Source organism: Streptococcus mitis (assembly GCF_003944325.1).
Taxonomy (GTDB): domain Bacteria; phylum Bacillota; class Bacilli; order Lactobacillales; family Streptococcaceae; genus Streptococcus; species Streptococcus mitis_CW.
Genome location: NZ_RJPX01000003.1, coordinates 1 through 15,917, shown reverse-complemented (window position 1 = coordinate 15,917; position 15,917 = coordinate 1). Strand labels below are relative to the sequence as shown.

14 protein-coding genes are annotated in these 15,917 nt (G+C 41.6%); 12 read left to right on the top strand and 2 right to left on the bottom strand.

Translation table 11 applies throughout. The annotated features are described in order from the left end of the window. Positions 1-183: 183 nt before the first annotated feature. Positions 184-1,839 (bottom strand): Rqc2 family fibronectin-binding protein PavA, encoded by a 1,656-nt coding sequence (pavA, locus tag D8787_RS01725; RefSeq protein ID WP_125420381.1) that lies wholly within the window; start codon positions 1,837-1,839, stop codon positions 184-186. A gap of 104 nt (positions 1,840-1,943) precedes the next feature. Here pavA and ybeY point away from each other — a divergent pair, with 104 nt between their 5' ends. The 12 genes from ybeY to D8787_RS01665 all read left to right on the top strand — a co-directional run bounded on the left by ybeY (position 1,944) and on the right by D8787_RS01665 (position 15,537). Further along, on the top strand, positions 1,944-2,441 hold the full coding sequence (gene ybeY, locus D8787_RS01720) for an rRNA maturation RNase YbeY (RefSeq protein ID WP_000275156.1): 498 nt from the start codon (positions 1,944-1,946) through the stop codon (positions 2,439-2,441). Continuing rightward, positions 2,422-2,817, top strand: a complete 396-nt coding sequence (locus D8787_RS01715; protein WP_000378166.1) for a diacylglycerol kinase family protein — start codon at positions 2,422-2,424, stop codon at positions 2,815-2,817. Before ybeY ends, D8787_RS01715 begins: the two co-directional genes overlap by 20 nt. A 16-nt stretch (positions 2,818-2,833) precedes the next feature. Next, the gene (gene era, locus D8787_RS01710; RefSeq protein ID WP_050208736.1) at positions 2,834-3,733 is read left to right on the top strand and encodes a GTPase Era; all 900 of its coding nucleotides are present in this window, start codon (positions 2,834-2,836) and stop codon (positions 3,731-3,733) included. Positions 3,734-3,781: 48 nt separating this feature from the next. Beyond that, on the top strand, positions 3,782-4,606 hold the full coding sequence (gene mutM, locus D8787_RS01705; RefSeq protein ID WP_125420379.1) for a DNA-formamidopyrimidine glycosylase: 825 nt from the start codon (positions 3,782-3,784) through the stop codon (positions 4,604-4,606). Then, a complete protein-coding gene (gene coaE / locus D8787_RS01700; RefSeq protein ID WP_125420377.1) occupies positions 4,606-5,211 on the top strand; it encodes a dephospho-CoA kinase in 606 nt (201 codons plus the stop codon). The genes mutM and coaE overlap by 1 nt, the downstream gene beginning before the upstream one ends. After that, positions 5,198-6,397, top strand: coding sequence for a multidrug efflux MFS transporter (locus tag D8787_RS01695; protein WP_125420375.1), 1,200 nt, complete (start codon positions 5,198-5,200; stop codon positions 6,395-6,397). The genes coaE and D8787_RS01695 overlap by 14 nt, the downstream gene beginning before the upstream one ends. After that, complete coding sequence (rpmG, locus tag D8787_RS01690; RefSeq protein WP_001809104.1) at positions 6,397-6,546, top strand: 50S ribosomal protein L33; 150 nt, start codon at positions 6,397-6,399, stop codon at positions 6,544-6,546. The genes D8787_RS01695 and rpmG overlap by 1 nt, the downstream gene beginning before the upstream one ends. A gap of 39 nt (positions 6,547-6,585) precedes the next feature. Then, entirely contained in the window at positions 6,586-6,819 is a 234-nt protein-coding gene (gene secG, locus D8787_RS01685; RefSeq protein ID WP_000282517.1) for a preprotein translocase subunit SecG, read from the top strand. Between the two features lie 101 nt (positions 6,820-6,920). Beyond that, positions 6,921-9,275, top strand: a complete 2,355-nt coding sequence (rnr, locus tag D8787_RS01680; RefSeq protein ID WP_125420373.1) for a ribonuclease R — start codon at positions 6,921-6,923, stop codon at positions 9,273-9,275. Then, a complete protein-coding gene (gene smpB, locus D8787_RS01675) occupies positions 9,238-9,705 on the top strand; it encodes an SsrA-binding protein SmpB (RefSeq protein WP_001051750.1) in 468 nt (155 codons plus the stop codon). The genes rnr and smpB overlap by 38 nt, the downstream gene beginning before the upstream one ends. A 15-nt stretch (positions 9,706-9,720) precedes the next feature. Continuing rightward, entirely contained in the window at positions 9,721-10,581 is an 861-nt protein-coding gene (gene tehB, locus D8787_RS01670; protein ID WP_125420371.1) for an SAM-dependent methyltransferase TehB, read from the top strand. 393 nt (positions 10,582-10,974) lie between these two features. Next, positions 10,975-15,537, top strand: coding sequence for a DUF1542 domain-containing protein (locus tag D8787_RS01665; protein ID WP_125420369.1), 4,563 nt, complete (start codon positions 10,975-10,977; stop codon positions 15,535-15,537). 165 nt (positions 15,538-15,702) lie between these two features. Here the strand turns inward: D8787_RS01665 and D8787_RS01660 are convergent. Beyond that, on the bottom strand, positions 15,703-15,917 hold a 215-nt coding region (locus D8787_RS01660), incomplete at its 5' end, for a transposase (protein WP_142999758.1).

The following is a 15,917-nucleotide window of genomic DNA, read 5'->3' as shown; positions in this document are numbered from 1 at the left end:
TATAATACTCAATGAAAATTAAAGAGCAAACTGGGAAACTAGCCGCAGGTTGCTCAAAACAGTGTTTTGAGGTTGTAGATAAGACTGACGAAGTCAGTCACATATATACGGCAAGGTGACGTTGACGTGGTTTGAATTTGATTTTCGAAGAGTATAAGCTAAAAATCCTGATTTCAAGTCGAATCAGGATTTTTTCATGGATGCGATTTTTTCTGGGTCTGGTGTGACACGGAGGGTCTTTTGTCCTGTGTAGGTGACAAAGCCGGGTTTTCCACCAGTTGGTTTGTTGAGTTTCTTGACTTCAATCATATCTACCTGGACCAGATTTGACAGGCGACCTTGAGAGAAGTAGGCGGCTAGTTCTGCCGCGTCTGTCTTGACTTCATCAGATGGGTCAAGATTGCCTGAGATGACAACATGGCTTCCAGGAATGTCCTTGGCATGGAACCAAAGTTCCTCCTTGCGGGCCATTTTAAAGGTCAATTCCTCATTTTGCAGGTTATTGCGTCCGACATAGATGATGGTCTTGCCATCGCTTGCTAGATATTGTTCTGGCTTTTTGCGCTTCTGGATTTTCTCCCGTTGTCTTCTGCGGATAAAACCTGTTTGAATCAATTCTTCACGGATTTCAGCGATTTCTTCCAGTCCAACTTGGTTGAGGACGGTTTCCACACTTTCAAGATAGAGAATGGTTGCCTTGGTTTCCTCAATCAGATCAGTCAAGTATTTGACAGCTTCTTTTAGTTTCTGATACCGTTTAAAATAGCGTTGGGCATTTTGATTGGGAGTCAAGGCCTTATCAAGCGCAATCGTGATAGGTAGGTTGGTATAGTAGTTGTCTAGGATAACCTGGTCTTGGTCGTTAGGCACTTGATGGAGGAAGGTTGTTAGCAATTCCCCTTTTTGGCGAAATTCTTCAGCATTGTCTGTCGCTAGTAACTCTTTTTCTTGTTTTTTCAGCTTGTGGCGGTTTTTCTGAAGTTCATTTTCAACACGACGAATGAGTTCACTGGCTTGCTGTTTGACACGGTCTCGCTCAGCCTTATCCTTATAGTAGGTGTCCAACAAATCAGAAAGACTGGCAAAAGGCTCTCCCACCTGATTTGCAAAAGGAACTGGGCTGAAGGAAGTCTCTGTCAAGCATGGCTTGGTTTCTGGGTTGAAAAAGTTTCGGAAAGTGGAAAGTTTATCACTAATCAGAATGTTTTCCAATTCATTTGCCGTATCGCGTCCCAGACCTTGAAAGAGGCTTTGAAGGTTTTTAGCAGTTGTTTCCTGTGTTTGTAGGATTTCAAAGAGCTTCTCGTCCTTGATGGTGAAAGGGTTGAGTGATTCCGTACTTGGCGGAGCGATATAGGTCGATCCAGGAAGCAAGGTACGGTAGCTATTTTGTGAAAAGCCAACATGTTTGATAACTTCGAGGATTTTGTGGCTACTTTTATCAACCAGTAGAATATTACTGTGTTTCCCCATGATTTCGATAATCAAGGTAGCCTGAATATGGTCTCCAATCTCGTTTTTATTGGAAACTGTAATCTCCACAATGCGGTCATTTTCCACTTGCTCGATCGACTCAATCAGGGCACCCTGCAAATATTTTCTCAAAACCATGATAAAGGTGGAAGGTTGAGCTGGATTTTCAAAAGTCGTTTGGGTCAGCTGAATGCGACCAAAAACTGGATGGGCAGAAAGGAGCAGGCGATGGCTTTGGCGATTGCTGCGGATTTGCAAGACCAACTCTTGTTCAAAAGGCTGATTGATTTTCTGAATGCGACCGTTCACTAACTCTTTTTGCAATTCCTCAACCATGTGGTGTAAAAAAAATCCGTCAAATGACATCGTTCTCTCCTTGTGATTGTATTCCATAGTATTATATCAAAAAGGTAGAATAAAATCATGGAAATGTGGTATAATAAATCCAAGTAAAGAGAAACGAGAAGCACATGTATATTGAAATGGTAGATGAAACTGGTCAAGTTTCAAAAGAAATGCTGCAGCAAACCCAAGAAATTTTGGAATTTGCAGCCCAAAAATTAGGCAAAGAAGACAAGGAGATGGCAGTCACTTTTGTGACCAACGAGCGTAGCCATGAACTCAATCTGGAGTACCGTGACACGGACCGTCCGACAGATGTTATCAGCCTTGAATATAAACCAGAGTTGGAAATTGCCTTTGACGAAGAGGATTTACTTGAAAATCCAGAATTGGCAGAGATGATGTCTGAGTTTGATGCCTATATTGGGGAACTTTTCATCTCTATTGATAAGGCACATGAGCAGGCCGAGGAATACGGTCATAGCTTTGAGCGTGAGATGGGCTTCTTGGCAGTACACGGCTTTTTACATATCAACGGCTATGATCACTACACTCCAGAAGAAGAAGCGGAGATGTTCGGTTTACAAGAAGAAATTTTGACAGCCTATGGACTCACAAGACAATAAACGAAAATGGAAAAATCGTGACCTGATATCCAGTTTAGAATTTGCTCTCACAGGAATTTTTACTGCCATCAAGGAAGAACGCAATATGCGAAAACATGCAGTGACGGCTCTTGTAGTCATTCTTGCAGGTTTTGTTTTTCAGGTGTCACGAATCGAATGGCTCTTTCTCCTATTGAGCATTTTCTTGGTAGTAGCTTTTGAAATTATCAATTCTGCTATTGAAAATGTGGTGGATTTGGCCAGTCACTATCACTTTTCCATGCTGGCTAAAAATGCTAAGGATATGGCAGCTGGAGCGGTATTAGTGGTCTCTCTTTTCGCCGCCTTAACAGGCGCATTGATTTTTCTCCCACGAATCTGGGATTTATTATTTTAAACAGTAAGAGGAAATTATGACTTTTAAATCAGGCTTTGTAGCCATTTTAGGACGTCCCAATGTTGGGAAGTCAACTTTTTTAAATCACGTTATGGGGCAAAAGATTGCCATCATGAGTGACAAGGCGCAGACAACGCGCAATAAAATCATGGGAATTTATACGACCGATAAGGAGCAGATTGTCTTTATCGATACACCAGGAATTCACAAGCCTAAGACGGCTCTTGGAGATTTCATGGTTGAGTCTGCCTACAGCACCCTTCGTGAAGTGGATACAGTTCTATTTATGGTACCTGCGGATGAGGCGCGTGGTAAGGGAGACGACATGATTATTGAACGTCTCAAGGCTGCCAAGGTTCCTGTGATTTTGGTGGTGAATAAGATCGATAAGGTTCACCCAGACCAGCTTTTGTCTCAGATTGATGACTTCCGTAATCAAATGGACTTCAAGGAAATCGTTCCAATCTCAGCCCTTCAGGGAAATAATGTGTCTCGTCTAGTGGATATTTTGAGTGAAAATCTGGACGAAGGTTTCCAGTATTTCCCAGCTGATCAAATCACAGACCATCCAGAGCGTTTCTTGGTTTCAGAAATGGTTCGCGAGAAAGTCTTGCACCTAACTCGTGAAGAAATTCCGCACTCAGTTGCCGTAGTGGTTGACTCTATGAAACGAGACGAAGAGACAGACAAGGTGCACATCCGTGCAACCATCATGGTCGAGCGAGATAGCCAAAAAGGGATTATCATTGGTAAAGGTGGTGCTATGCTTAAGAAAATTGGTAGTATGGCCCGTCGTGATATTGAACTCATGCTAGGAGACAAGGTCTTCCTAGAAACCTGGGTCAAGGTCAAGAAAAACTGGCGCGATAAAAAGCTAGATTTAGCTGACTTTGGCTATAATGAAAAAGAATACTAAGTAGAGGTGGGCTCATGCCTGCTTCTTGTTTTTACAGAAGGAGGACTTATGCCTGAATTACCTGAGGTTGAAACCGTTCGACGTGGCTTGGAAAAATTGATTTTGGGAAAGAAGATTTCGAGTGTAGAAATTCGCTATCCCAAGATGATTAAGACGGATTTGGACGAGTTTCGAAAGGAAGTGCCTGGTCAAGTTGTTGGGTCAATGGGACGTCATGGCAAATATTTGCTTTTCTATCTGACAGACAAGGTCTTGATTTCCCATCTGCGGATGGAGGGCAAGTATTTTTACTATCCAGACCAAGTACCTGAACGCAAGCATGCCCATGTTTTCTTTCAGTTTGAGGACGGTGGAACGCTTGTTTATGAGGATGTACGCAAGTTTGGTACTATGGAACTCTTGTCTCCTGACCTTTTGGACACCTATTTTATTTCTAAAAAAATAGGTCCTGAACCAAGCGAGCAAGACTTTGATGTGCAGGTCTTTCAAGCTGCCCTAGCTAAGTCCAAAAAGCCTATCAAATCCCATCTCCTAGACCAGACCTTGGTTGCTGGCCTTGGCAATATCTATGTAGATGAGGTTCTCTGGCGAGCTCAGATTCATCCAGCAAGACCTTCCCAGACTTTGACGGCAGAAGAAGCGTCAGCTATTCATGACCAGACAATTGCTGTTTTGGGACAGGCAGTTGAAAAGGGCGGTTCCACCATTCGGACCTATACCAATGCCTTTGGGGAAGACGGAACCATGCAGGATTTTCATCAAGTCTATGACAAGGCTGGTCAAGAATGTGTACGCTGTGGCACCATCATTGAGAAAATCCAACTAGGCGGACGAGGCACTCACTTTTGTCCTCAGTGCCAAAGGAGGAATTGATGGGAAAAATCATTGGAATCACTGGGGGAATTGCCTCTGGTAAGTCAACCGTGACAAATTTTCTAAGAAAGCAAGGCTTTCAAGTGGTGGATGCCGACGCAGTCGTCCACCAACTACAGAAACCTGGTGGTCGTCTGTTTAAGGCTCTAGTCCAGCACTTTGGGCAAGAAATCATCCTTGAAAACGGAGAACTCAATCGCCCTCTCCTAGCTAGTCTTATCTTTTCAAATCCTGAAGAACGAGAATGGTCTAAGCAAATCCAAGGAGAGATTATCCGTGAGGAACTAGCTACATTAAGAGACCAATTGGCTCAGACAGAAGAGATTTTTTTCATGGATATTCCCCTGCTTTTTGAGCAGGACTATGTCGCTTGGTTTGATGAGACGTGGTTGGTCTATGTGGACCGTGATATCCAAGTAGAACGTTTAATGAAAAGGAATCATCTATCCAAGGATGGAGCTGAATCTCGTCTGGCAGCCCAGTGGCATTTAGAGAAAAAGAAAGATTTGGCTAGCCATGTTCTAGACAACAATGGAAATCAGGACCAGCTTCTTACTCAGGTGGTCTCCCTTCTTGAGGGAGGTAGGCAAGATGACAGAGATTAACTGGAAGGATAATCTGCGCATTGCCTGGTTTGGTAATTTTCTGACTGGAGCCAGTATTTCTTTGGTAGTGCCCTTTATGCCCATCTTTGTGGAAAATCTAGGCGTAGGGAGTGAGCAAGTCGCTTTTTATGCAGGTTTAGCAATTTCTGTCTCTGCTATTTCCGCGGCGCTCTTCTCTCCTATCTGGGGAATCCTTGCTGACAAATACGGACGAAAACCCATGATGATTCGGGCAGGTCTTGCCATGACTATTACTATGGGAGGTTTGGCTTTTGTCCCAAATATCTATTGGTTAATCTTTCTTCGTTTATTAAACGGTGTATTTGCAGGATTTGTTCCTAATGCAACGGCCCTGATAGCCAGTCAGGTTCCCAAGGAGAAATCAGGCTCTGCCTTAGGTACTTTGTCTACAGGCGTAGTTGCAGGTACTCTAACTGGTCCCTTTATCGGGGGCTTTATCGCAGAATTATTTGGCATTCGTACTGTTTTCTTACTGGTTGGTAGTTTTCTATTCTTAGCTGCTGTTTTGACTATTTGCTTTATCAAGGAAGATTTTCAACCAGTAGCCAAGGAAAAGGCCATCCCGACAAAGGAATTGTTTACATCAGTTAAATATCCCTATCTCTTGGTCAACCTCTTTCTGACCAGTTTTGTCATCCAATTTTCAGCTCAATCAATCGGACATATCTTAGCTCTGTATGTACGCGACTTAGGGCAGACAGAGAATCTTCTTTTTGTCTCTGGTTTGATTGTATCCAGTATGGGCTTTTCCAGTATGATGAGTGCAGGAGTCATGGGAAAGCTAGGTGACAAGGTGGGCAACCATCGCCTCTTGGTTGTAGCCCAGTTTTATTCAGTCATCATCTATCTCCTCTGTGCCAATGCCTCTAGCCCCCTTCAACTAGGACTTTATCGTTTCCTCTTTGGATTGGGAACCGGTGCCTTGATTCCCGGAGTTAATGCCCTTCTCAGCAAGATGACTCCCAAAGCTGGTATTTCAAGGGTCTTTGCCTTCAATCAGGTATTTTTTTATCTGGGAGGTGTCGTTGGGCCTATGGCTGGTTCTGCAGTAGCAGGTCAATTTGGCTACCATGCAGTCTTTTATGCGACAAGCCTTTGTGTTGCCTTTAGTTGTCTCTTTAACCTTCTTCAATTTCGAACATTATTAAAAGTAAAGGAAATCTAGTGCGAGTAAAAATTAATCTCAAATGCTCCTCTTGTGGCAGCATCAATTACCTAACCAGTAAAAATTCCAAAACCCATCCAGACAAGATTGAGGTTTTAAAGTATTGTCCCAAGGAAAGAAAAGTAACCCTACATCTTGAATCTAAGTAGATTTTATGGTAAAATAATAGGGATTTTAAGGAGTTTGATATGTATAACCTATTATTAACCATTTTATTAGTATTATCTGTTGTGATTGTGATTGCGATTTTCATGCAACCAACCAAAAACCAATCCAGCAATGTATTTGATGCCAGCTCAGGTGATTTGTTTGAACGCAGTAAAGCTCGCGGTTTTGAAGCTGTAATGCAGCGTTTGACTGGGATTTTAGTCTTTTTCTGGCTAGCCATTGCCTTAGCATTGACGGTATTATCAAGTAGATAAGAAAATAATGGGCAGGACTAGGTCTTTGCCTCTTTTTATTTTTAAAAGATATTTTAGAAGGTTTTACAGTAAAAGAAAATTAAAAAATCTAGAAAGAAAATATGAAAGATAGAATAAAAGAATATTTGCAAGACAAGGGAAAGGTGACTGTCAATGACTTGGCTCAGGCTTTGGGAAAAGACGGGTCCAAGGATTTTCGTGAGTTGATTAAAATCTTGTCCCTAATGGAAAGGAAGCACCAGATTCGCTTTGAAGAAGATGGGAGTCTGACATTAGAAGTCAAGAAAAAACATGAGATTACTCTCAAGGGGATTTTTCATGCCCATAAAAATGGCTTTGGTTTTGTTAGTCTAGAAGGCGAGGAGGATGACCTTTTTGTAGGGAAAAACGATGTCAACTATGCTATTGATGGCGATACCGTTGAGGTCGTGATTAAGAAAGTCGCTGACCGCAATAGGGGAACAGCAGCAGAAGCCAAAATTATCGATATTCTAGAACATAGTTTGACAACTGTTGTCGGTCAAATCGTTCTAGATCAGGAAAAGCCCAAGTATGCTGGCTACATCCGTTCAAAGAATCAGAAAATAAGTCAACCGATTTATGTGAAGAAACCAGCCCTTAAACTCGAGGGAACAGAAGTTCTCAAGGTCTTTATTGACAAATACCCAAGCAAGAAACATGATTTCTTTGTCGCTAGTGTCCTCGATGTGGTGGGACACTCAACAGATGTCGGAATTGATGTCCTTGAGGTTTTGGAGTCTATGGACATTGTATCTGAGTTTCCAGAGGCTGTTGTCAAGGAAGCAGAAAGTGTGCCTGATGTTCCGTCTCAAAAGGATATGGAAGGTCGTCTGGACTTGAGAGATGAGATTACTTTTACCATTGACGGTGCTGATGCTAAGGACTTGGACGACGCAGTTCACATCAAGTCTTTGAAAAATGGAAATATCGAACTCGGAGTTCACATTGCGGATGTTTCCTACTATGTGACCGAGGGTTCTGCCCTTGACAAGGAAGCCCTTAGCCGCGCGACTTCAGTCTATGTAACAGACCGAGTGGTTCCAATGCTTCCAGAACGACTGTCTAATGGAATTTGTTCCCTCAATCCTCAAGTTGACCGCCTGATCCAGTCTGCTATTATGGAGATTGATAAACATGGTCGTGTGGTTAATTACACTATTACACAAACGGTTATCAAGACTAGCTTCAGGATGACCTACAGTGATGTTAATGATATCCTAGCTGGCGACGAGGAAAAGAGACAAGAGTATCAGAAAATTGTTCCTAGTATAGAACTTATGGCCAAGCTTCATGAAACTTTAGAAAACATGCGTGTGAAACGTGGAGCCCTCAATTTTGATACCAATGAAGCTAAGATTTTAGTGGATAAACAAGGTAAGCCTGTTGATATCGTTCTTCGTCAGCGTGGTGTTGCCGAGCGCATGATTGAGTCCTTTATGCTGATGGCCAATGAAACAGTTGCCGAGCACTTTAGCAAGTTGGAGCTACCTTTTATTTATCGTATCCATGAGGAACCAAAGGCTGAAAAAGTTCAGAAGTTTATTGATTATGCTTCGAGTTTTGGCTTGCGCATTTATGGAACTGCCAGTGAGATTGGCCAGGAGGTGCTTCAAGACATCATGCGTACTGTTGAGGGAGAACCTTATGCGGATGTATTGTCCATGATGCTTCTTCGCTCCATGCAGCAGGCTCGCTATTCGGAGCACAATCACGGCCACTATGGACTAGCGGCTGATTATTATACTCACTTTACTAGTCCGATTCGCCGTTATCCAGACCTTCTTGTTCACCGTATGATTCGGAATTACGGCCGTTCTAAGGAAATAGCAGAGCATTTTGAGCAAGTGATTCCAGAGATTGCGACCCAGTCTTCCAACCGTGAGCGTCGTGCCATAGAAGCTGAGCGTGAAGTCGAAGCTATGAAAAAGGCTGAGTACATGGAAGAATACGTGGGCGAAGAGTATGATGCAGTTGTATCCAGCATCGTTAAATTTGGTATCTTTGTTGAATTGCCAAACACGGTTGAAGGCTTGATTCACATCACAAATCTACCTGAATTTTACCATTTCAATGAACGTGATTTGACCCTTCGTGGAGAGAAATCAGGAACAACCTTCCGTGTAGGTCAGCAGATTCGCATTCGGGTTGAAAGAGCTGATAAGATGACGGGTGAAATTGACTTTTCTTATATTCCAAGTGAATTTGATGTGATCGAAAAAGGCTTGAAACAGTCTAGTCGTAGTGACAGAGGTCGTGGTTCCAGTCGTCGTTCAGATAAGAAGGAAGATAAGAGAAAATCAGGACGTTCAAATGATAAGCGCAAGCATTCACAAAAAGACAAGAAGAAAAAAGGAAAGAAACCTTTTTATAAAGAAGTAGCTAAGAAAGGAGCCAAGCATGGCAAAGGGCGAGGGAAAGGTCGTCGCACAAAATAAAAAGGCACGCCACGACTATACAATCGTAGATACGCTAGAGGCAGGAATGGTCCTGACTGGAACTGAAATCAAGAGTGTACGAGCTGCTCGAATCAATCTCAAGGATGGCTTTGCCCAAGTGAAAAATGGGGAGGTCTGGTTGAGCAATGTTCATATCGCTCCTTACGAAGAGGGCAATATCTGGAACCAGGAACCAGAACGTCGTCGTAAACTCCTGCTCCATAAGAAACAAATCCAAAAATTAGAACAAGAGACTAAAGGGACAGGAATGACCCTTGTTCCCCTTAAGGTCTATATCAAAGATGGCTATGCCAAGCTCCTTTTAGGCCTAGCTAAAGGGAAGCATGACTACGACAAACGAGAGTCAATCAAGCGACGTGAGCAAAATCGCGACATCGCGCGTGTTATGAAAGCTGTTAATCAGCGATAAAAAGAGGAATTGAAAATGGAAAAATTAGTTGCCTATAAACGCATGCCCTTGTGGAATAAAGAAACTATGCCTGAAGCTGTTCAGCAAAAGCACAATACCAAGGTCGGGACTTGGGGCAAGATTACAGTTGTAAAAGGAGCCCTCAAGTTTATTGAGTTGACAGAGGATGGTGAAGTTCTAGCTGAGCACCTCTTTGAAGCAGGGGCCGACAACCCAATGGCGCAACCTCAAGCATGGCACCGAGTAGAAGCTGCCACAGATGATGTGGAATGGTATTTGGAATTTTATTGTAAACCTGAGGACTATTTCCCTAAGAAATACAATACCAATCCTGTTCATTCAGAAGTCTTAGAGGCTATGCAGACGGTAAAACCAGGGAAAGCCTTGGATTTGGGCTGTGGACAGGGTCGTAATTCCCTCTTTTTGGCCCAGCAAGGTTTTGATGTGACAGCTGTGGATCAAAATGAACTGGCCCTTGAAATCTTGCAAAGCATTGTGGAGCAGGAAGATTTGGATATGCCTGTTGGTCTTTACGATATCAATTCAGCCAGCATTGGACAAGAATATGATTTTATCGTATCGACGGTGGTGCTGATGTTTCTACAAGCGGACCGCATTCCTGAAATTATCAAAAATATGCAGGAGCAAACCACCATTGGTGGCTACAATCTTATCGTCTGTGCCATGGACACGGAGGATTATCCTTGCTCAGTGAACTTCCCATTCACATTTAAAGAGGGAGAATTGGCAGACTATTACAAGGACTGGGAATTGGTCAAGTACAATGAAAATCCGGGTCATCTTCACCGTCGTGATGAGAATGGCAATCGTATTCAATTACGCTTTGCGACTATGCTAGCTAAGAAAATCAAGTAAATATGTTATGAAGAGTCTGGGACAAAAAGATCTTGATTTTAGGAATTATTTATTATAAATTTTAAAAATCAATAGATTAGATAAAAAGCGAATAAGACCGAATACTGAATGTCAGATAACTCCTTTTGTTCGCTTTTTATATTTAAGGTTATACTTTTGTCCCAGACTCTTTTAAAAATGCCAAATGTTATAAAAACGTAATATTTCTGACTATATAATTTTTATTCCAAAATTTACTCTATTTATAGAATAAAACTACCTTTATATTCTTTTATATTTATATTGCGTATAAAATTATAAGTAGGTCAAAAAATATGAAACAGGACTATTGAATTAATTAGAGAAAAAGTGTACTATAGATTATGAAAAAATATTTATTTTGGAGGAAATTAGATGTTTCATAAAGGTAAACACGATCGTGAAAAGCAATTACGTTTTTCTATTCGTAAGGTCAGCTTTGGTGCAGCTAGTGTCGCAGTAGCTGCATTGTTCATGTTTTTAGGAAATGGGGCAGTATCTGCTGCAGAGCAGAGTGTGGCTTCAACTAATGGGGAGACTCAAGCACCGCAACCTAAAGATCAGAATGTCCAGAATGGGACCTACGAAGGGAACACAGTAGCCACTAGTCCTGCTGCAACAGTAGAGACAAATACTCAACCTTCAACAGTTGAAAATAGTCCTTCTACAGAATCAGCACCTCAGAAGGTGGAGACTCTAGATAAGAAAGAATTAACAGAAGCAGAAAAAGAAAAAGTAATCGAAGCTAACGACAAACTTTCAGATGCAGAAAAAGCAGCAGCGAAAGACGAAGCTAAGAAAGCAATCGAAGTAGCAACGGCATCTTCGGAAGGAAATAAGCCTAAAAACCGTAGTAGACGTGCTGCAGAGCCTAGCTCAACAACGGATACTACAAGTGATGAGGCGGCGAATCAAGTATACATAGCGCCACAAGCCAATGCAGGACTAGATGAATTAAAAGAAAAACTAGAACAATTACCAAGCGCTATCCAAAATAATACAAAAATTAATAATATGGATGGAGTAGGTGCAACAACTGGAGTTGAAGCGGGAAAAGTAAAAGAAATTACTGAATTTGGTGGTTGGAAAGCTGTAAATCAAGCTGATGGAAGTGCTGGAAAATTTGTTGTTGCAAGAGCAACAGATAAAGGAGTCCTTCCTATAGAGACAATTAATACTGTAGGGCCGAGTAGAACGGCTTGGATAGGTGAACAGTCTATTGATAGAAATAGTAAGTATATGTTATTCCTATCAGAAGTTAGGACGCAAGCTACACGAAACAAGGCATCATATGAAGATCGACCTTATGAAGACAGTCAAAAAGATTCAAGAGGTGGTGTTGTCGCGATAGGAGTTAAAGGGTATAAAGGTGTAGAGAAAACATTTAAAGTCTATGATACAAAAACACCTGGAAAAGTAACAGTAGATTTTAAAACAGGATTTAGTGGAATAGCAGAATCTGGTTCGGATGTTACGGTTGCTAATTATAAAGTAGAAGTCTTTAGTGTGATTAATGGTGTAGAGACAAAAGTTTATACAGCAGAATTCGATCCTAAAAAAGCAAGTAATTCCTCAGATACAGAGAAAACTGTTGTAGCAGCGAAAACAAGTACAGCAGCCAAGCAGAGTGTAAATGTAGCTGGTACTACAGAAGAAAACAAAGCAGCAGCATTAGAGACATTATCTAAAGATAATTACAAACCTTATGCTACAGGAGGAAGATTTACTAGTAAAGAAATAGAGTTGCCAGAAGGAACTACAGAGTATAAGGTAAGGATTAGTGCGGCAAATGATAGATATTTAGGAATGGATTATCACTCAAGATTTGAGCAATACGCTTTACCATTAACAGGGGTCGGTTTTAATATTTCACAAAATACAAATGTTACAGCGAAAGATCTTTTAACTAAAATTTATGCTAAATTGAAAGAAACAGTTGTTGAAGACGAAAAAGGAATGACTACAGACTCTATAGCAGCTTATGATGCTGAGTTGGCAAAAGTGAAAACACTTGTAGAGGCAGCCGATTTAACAACAACTGATAAATATAAAGAATTATTAGGTACTACTTTACAAAAAAGACAAGAGTTAAAAGCTGACAAAGNAGCATTAACAAATGCAGCAAACGCAGATGCAACATCAACAAAAGCAACACCAGCATACTACAATGCAGAAGCAGCTAAAAAAGCAGCATATGACAAAGCAGTAGCAGATGCAGCACCAGTGTTAGCAAAAGAAAATGCAACGCAAGCAGAAGTAGACGCAGCTAAAAAAGCAGTAGACGAAGCAAAAGCAGCATTAGATGGGCAACCAACAAACAAAGAAGCATTAACAAATGCAGCAAACGCAGATGCAACATCAACAAAAGCAACACCAGCATACTACAATGCAGAAGCAGCTAAAAAAGCAGCATATGACAAAGCAGTAGCAGATGCAGCACCAGTGTTAGCAAAAGAAAATGCAACGCAAGCAGAAGTAGACGCAGCTAAAAAAGCAGTAGACGAAGCAAAAGCAGCATTAGATGGGCAACCAACAAACAAAGAAGCAGCCAAAGCAGAAGTAGATGCAACATTAGTAGAAAAAGAAAAAGCAATCGAAGCTAACGACAAACTTTCAGATGCAGAAAAAGCAGCAGCGAAAGAAGAAGCTAAGAAAGCCGCCATCGCAGCCATAAATGCTATCAATGAAGCGAAAGATCAAGATGGAGTAGACGGTGCTCAAACTACAGGAACAACAGCAATTAACGCAGTAACTCCAGTAGGTAAAGAGAAAGCCCTAGAAGCAATCCAAACAGCGTCAGAAGCTAAGATTGCCTCAATTGATAAGAACGCTAAATTGTCAGACGATGAAAAAGCAGCAGCGAAAGTCGAAGTAGCGAAAGCTGCCATCGCAGCTGTAAATGCTATCAATGAAGCGAAAGATCAAGATGGAGTAGACGGTGCTCAAACTACAGGAACAACAGCAATTAACGCAGTAACTCCAGTAGGTAAAGAGAAAGCCCTAGAAGCAATCCAAACAGCGTCAGAAGCTAAGATTGCCTCAATTGATAAGAATGCTAAATTGTCAGACGATGAAAAAGCAGCAGCGAAAGCTGAAGTAGCGAAAGCTGCCATCGCAGCTGTAAAAGCTATCAATGAATCGAAAGATCAAGATGGTGTAGGTGCCGCTCAAACTACAGGAGTTAAAGCAATTGAAGCAGTAACTTCAGTAGGTAAAGAGAAAGCCCTAGAAGCAATCCAAACAGCGTCAGAAGCTAAGATTGCCTCAATTGATAAGAATGCTAAATTGTCAGACGATGAAAAAGCCGCAGCGAAAGCTGAAGTAGCGAAAGCTGCAATCGCAGCTGTAAAAGCTATCAATGAANCGAAAGATCAAGATGGTGTAGGTGCCGCTCAAACTACAGGAACAACAGCAATTAACGCAGTAACTCCAGTAGGTAAAGAGAAAGCCCTAGAAGCAATCCAAACAGCGTCAGAAGCTAAGATTGCCTCAATTGATAAGAATGCTAAATTGTCAGACGATGAAAAAGCAGCAGCGAAAGCTGAAGTAGCGAAAGCTGCAATCGCAGCTGTAAAAGCTATCAATGAATCGAAAGATCAAGATGGTGTAGGTGCCGCTCAAACTACAGGAGTTAAAGCAATTGAAGCAGTAACTTCAGTAGGTAAAGAGAAAGCCCTAGAAGCAATCCAAACAGCGTCAGAAGCTAAGATTGCCTCAATTGATAAGAATGCTAAATTGTCAGACGATGAAAAAGCAGCAGCGAAAGCTGAAGTAGCGAAAGCTGCAATCGCAGCTGTAAAAGCTATCAATGAATCGAAAGATCAAGATGGTGTAGGTGCCGCTCAAACTACAGGAACAACAGCAATTAACGCAGTAACTCCAGTAGGTAAAGAGAAAGCCCTAGAAGCAATCCAAACAGTGTCAGAAGCTAAGATTGCCTCAATTGATAAGAACGCTAAATTGTCAGACGATGAAAAAGCNGCAGCGAAAGCTGAAGTAGCGAAAGCTGCAATCGCAGCTGTAAAAGCTATCAATGAAGCGAAAGATCAAGATGGTGTAGGTGCCGCTCAAACTACAGGAGTTAAAGCAATTGAAGCAGTAACTTCAGTAGGTAAAGAGAAAGCCCTAGAAGCAATCCAAACAGCGTCAGAAGCTAAGATTGCCTCAATTGATAAGAACGCTAAATTGTCAGACGATGAAAAAGCAGCAGCGAAAGCCGAAGTAGCGAAAGCAGCTATCGCAGCTGTAAAAGCTATCAATGAAGCGAAAGATCAAGATGGTGTAGGTGCCGCTCAAACTACAGGAGTTAAAGCAATTGAAGCAGTAACTTCAGTAGGTAAAGAGAAAGCCCTAGAAGCAATCCAAACAGCGTCAGAAGCTAAGATTGCCTCAATTGATAAGAATGCTAAATTGTCAGACGATGAAAAAGCAGCAGCGAAAGCTGAAGTAGCGAAAGCTGCAATCGCNGCTGTAAAAGCTATCAATGAAGCGAAAGATCAAGATGGTGTAGGTGCCGCTCAAACTACAGGAGTTAAAGCAATTGAAGCAGTAAATCCAGTAGGTACAAGCAGTACGAATAACGCAGGCAACGGTATTACACCACCAACTGTAGAAGTCCCAGCTTATACAGAACCAGTAGGCACAAGCAGTACAGCTGGTGACGGCAAGGTAGTTACGCCACCAACAGCAGAAGTCCCAGCCTATACAGGTAGTGTGAATGGTATTTCAGAAGAAATGCCAGCTCAGCCACATAAGAACGGCAGTGCTAATGAAATGTCAGATGGAACTCCAGTATCTGAAACTACAATAAATAAAGATCGACAACTTCCAAATACTGGTACAGCAGACTCTACAGTAGCTATGGTAGCAGCTGCAGCAAGTGCAATACTTGGTCTTGGTCTTGCAGGCCGTCGTCGTAAAGAAGATGAAGAAGCATAATTTATATATAAGTTAATCTAATCTTTTAGTAAAATCTGTATTTGATTTTATAGCTTATATAGAATTCCTTAAAAAAACTCTCCTAGTAGTCCATTGATTGCTAGGAGATTTTGGTTATTTGTCAATTATATGGCTCTTTGTCAACTGTAGTGGGTTGAAGAAAAGCTAAGCTCGAGAAAGGACAGATTTAGTCCTTTCTTTTTTGATATTCAGAGCAATAAAAATCCGTTTTTTGAAGTTTTCGAAGTTCCGAAAACCAAAGGCATTTCGTTTGATAAGTTTGATGAGATTATTGGTCGCTTCCAATTTGGCGTTGGAATAGGGTAACTGAAGGGCATTGACGATTTTTTCTTTGTCCTTGAAAAAGGTTTTAAAGACAG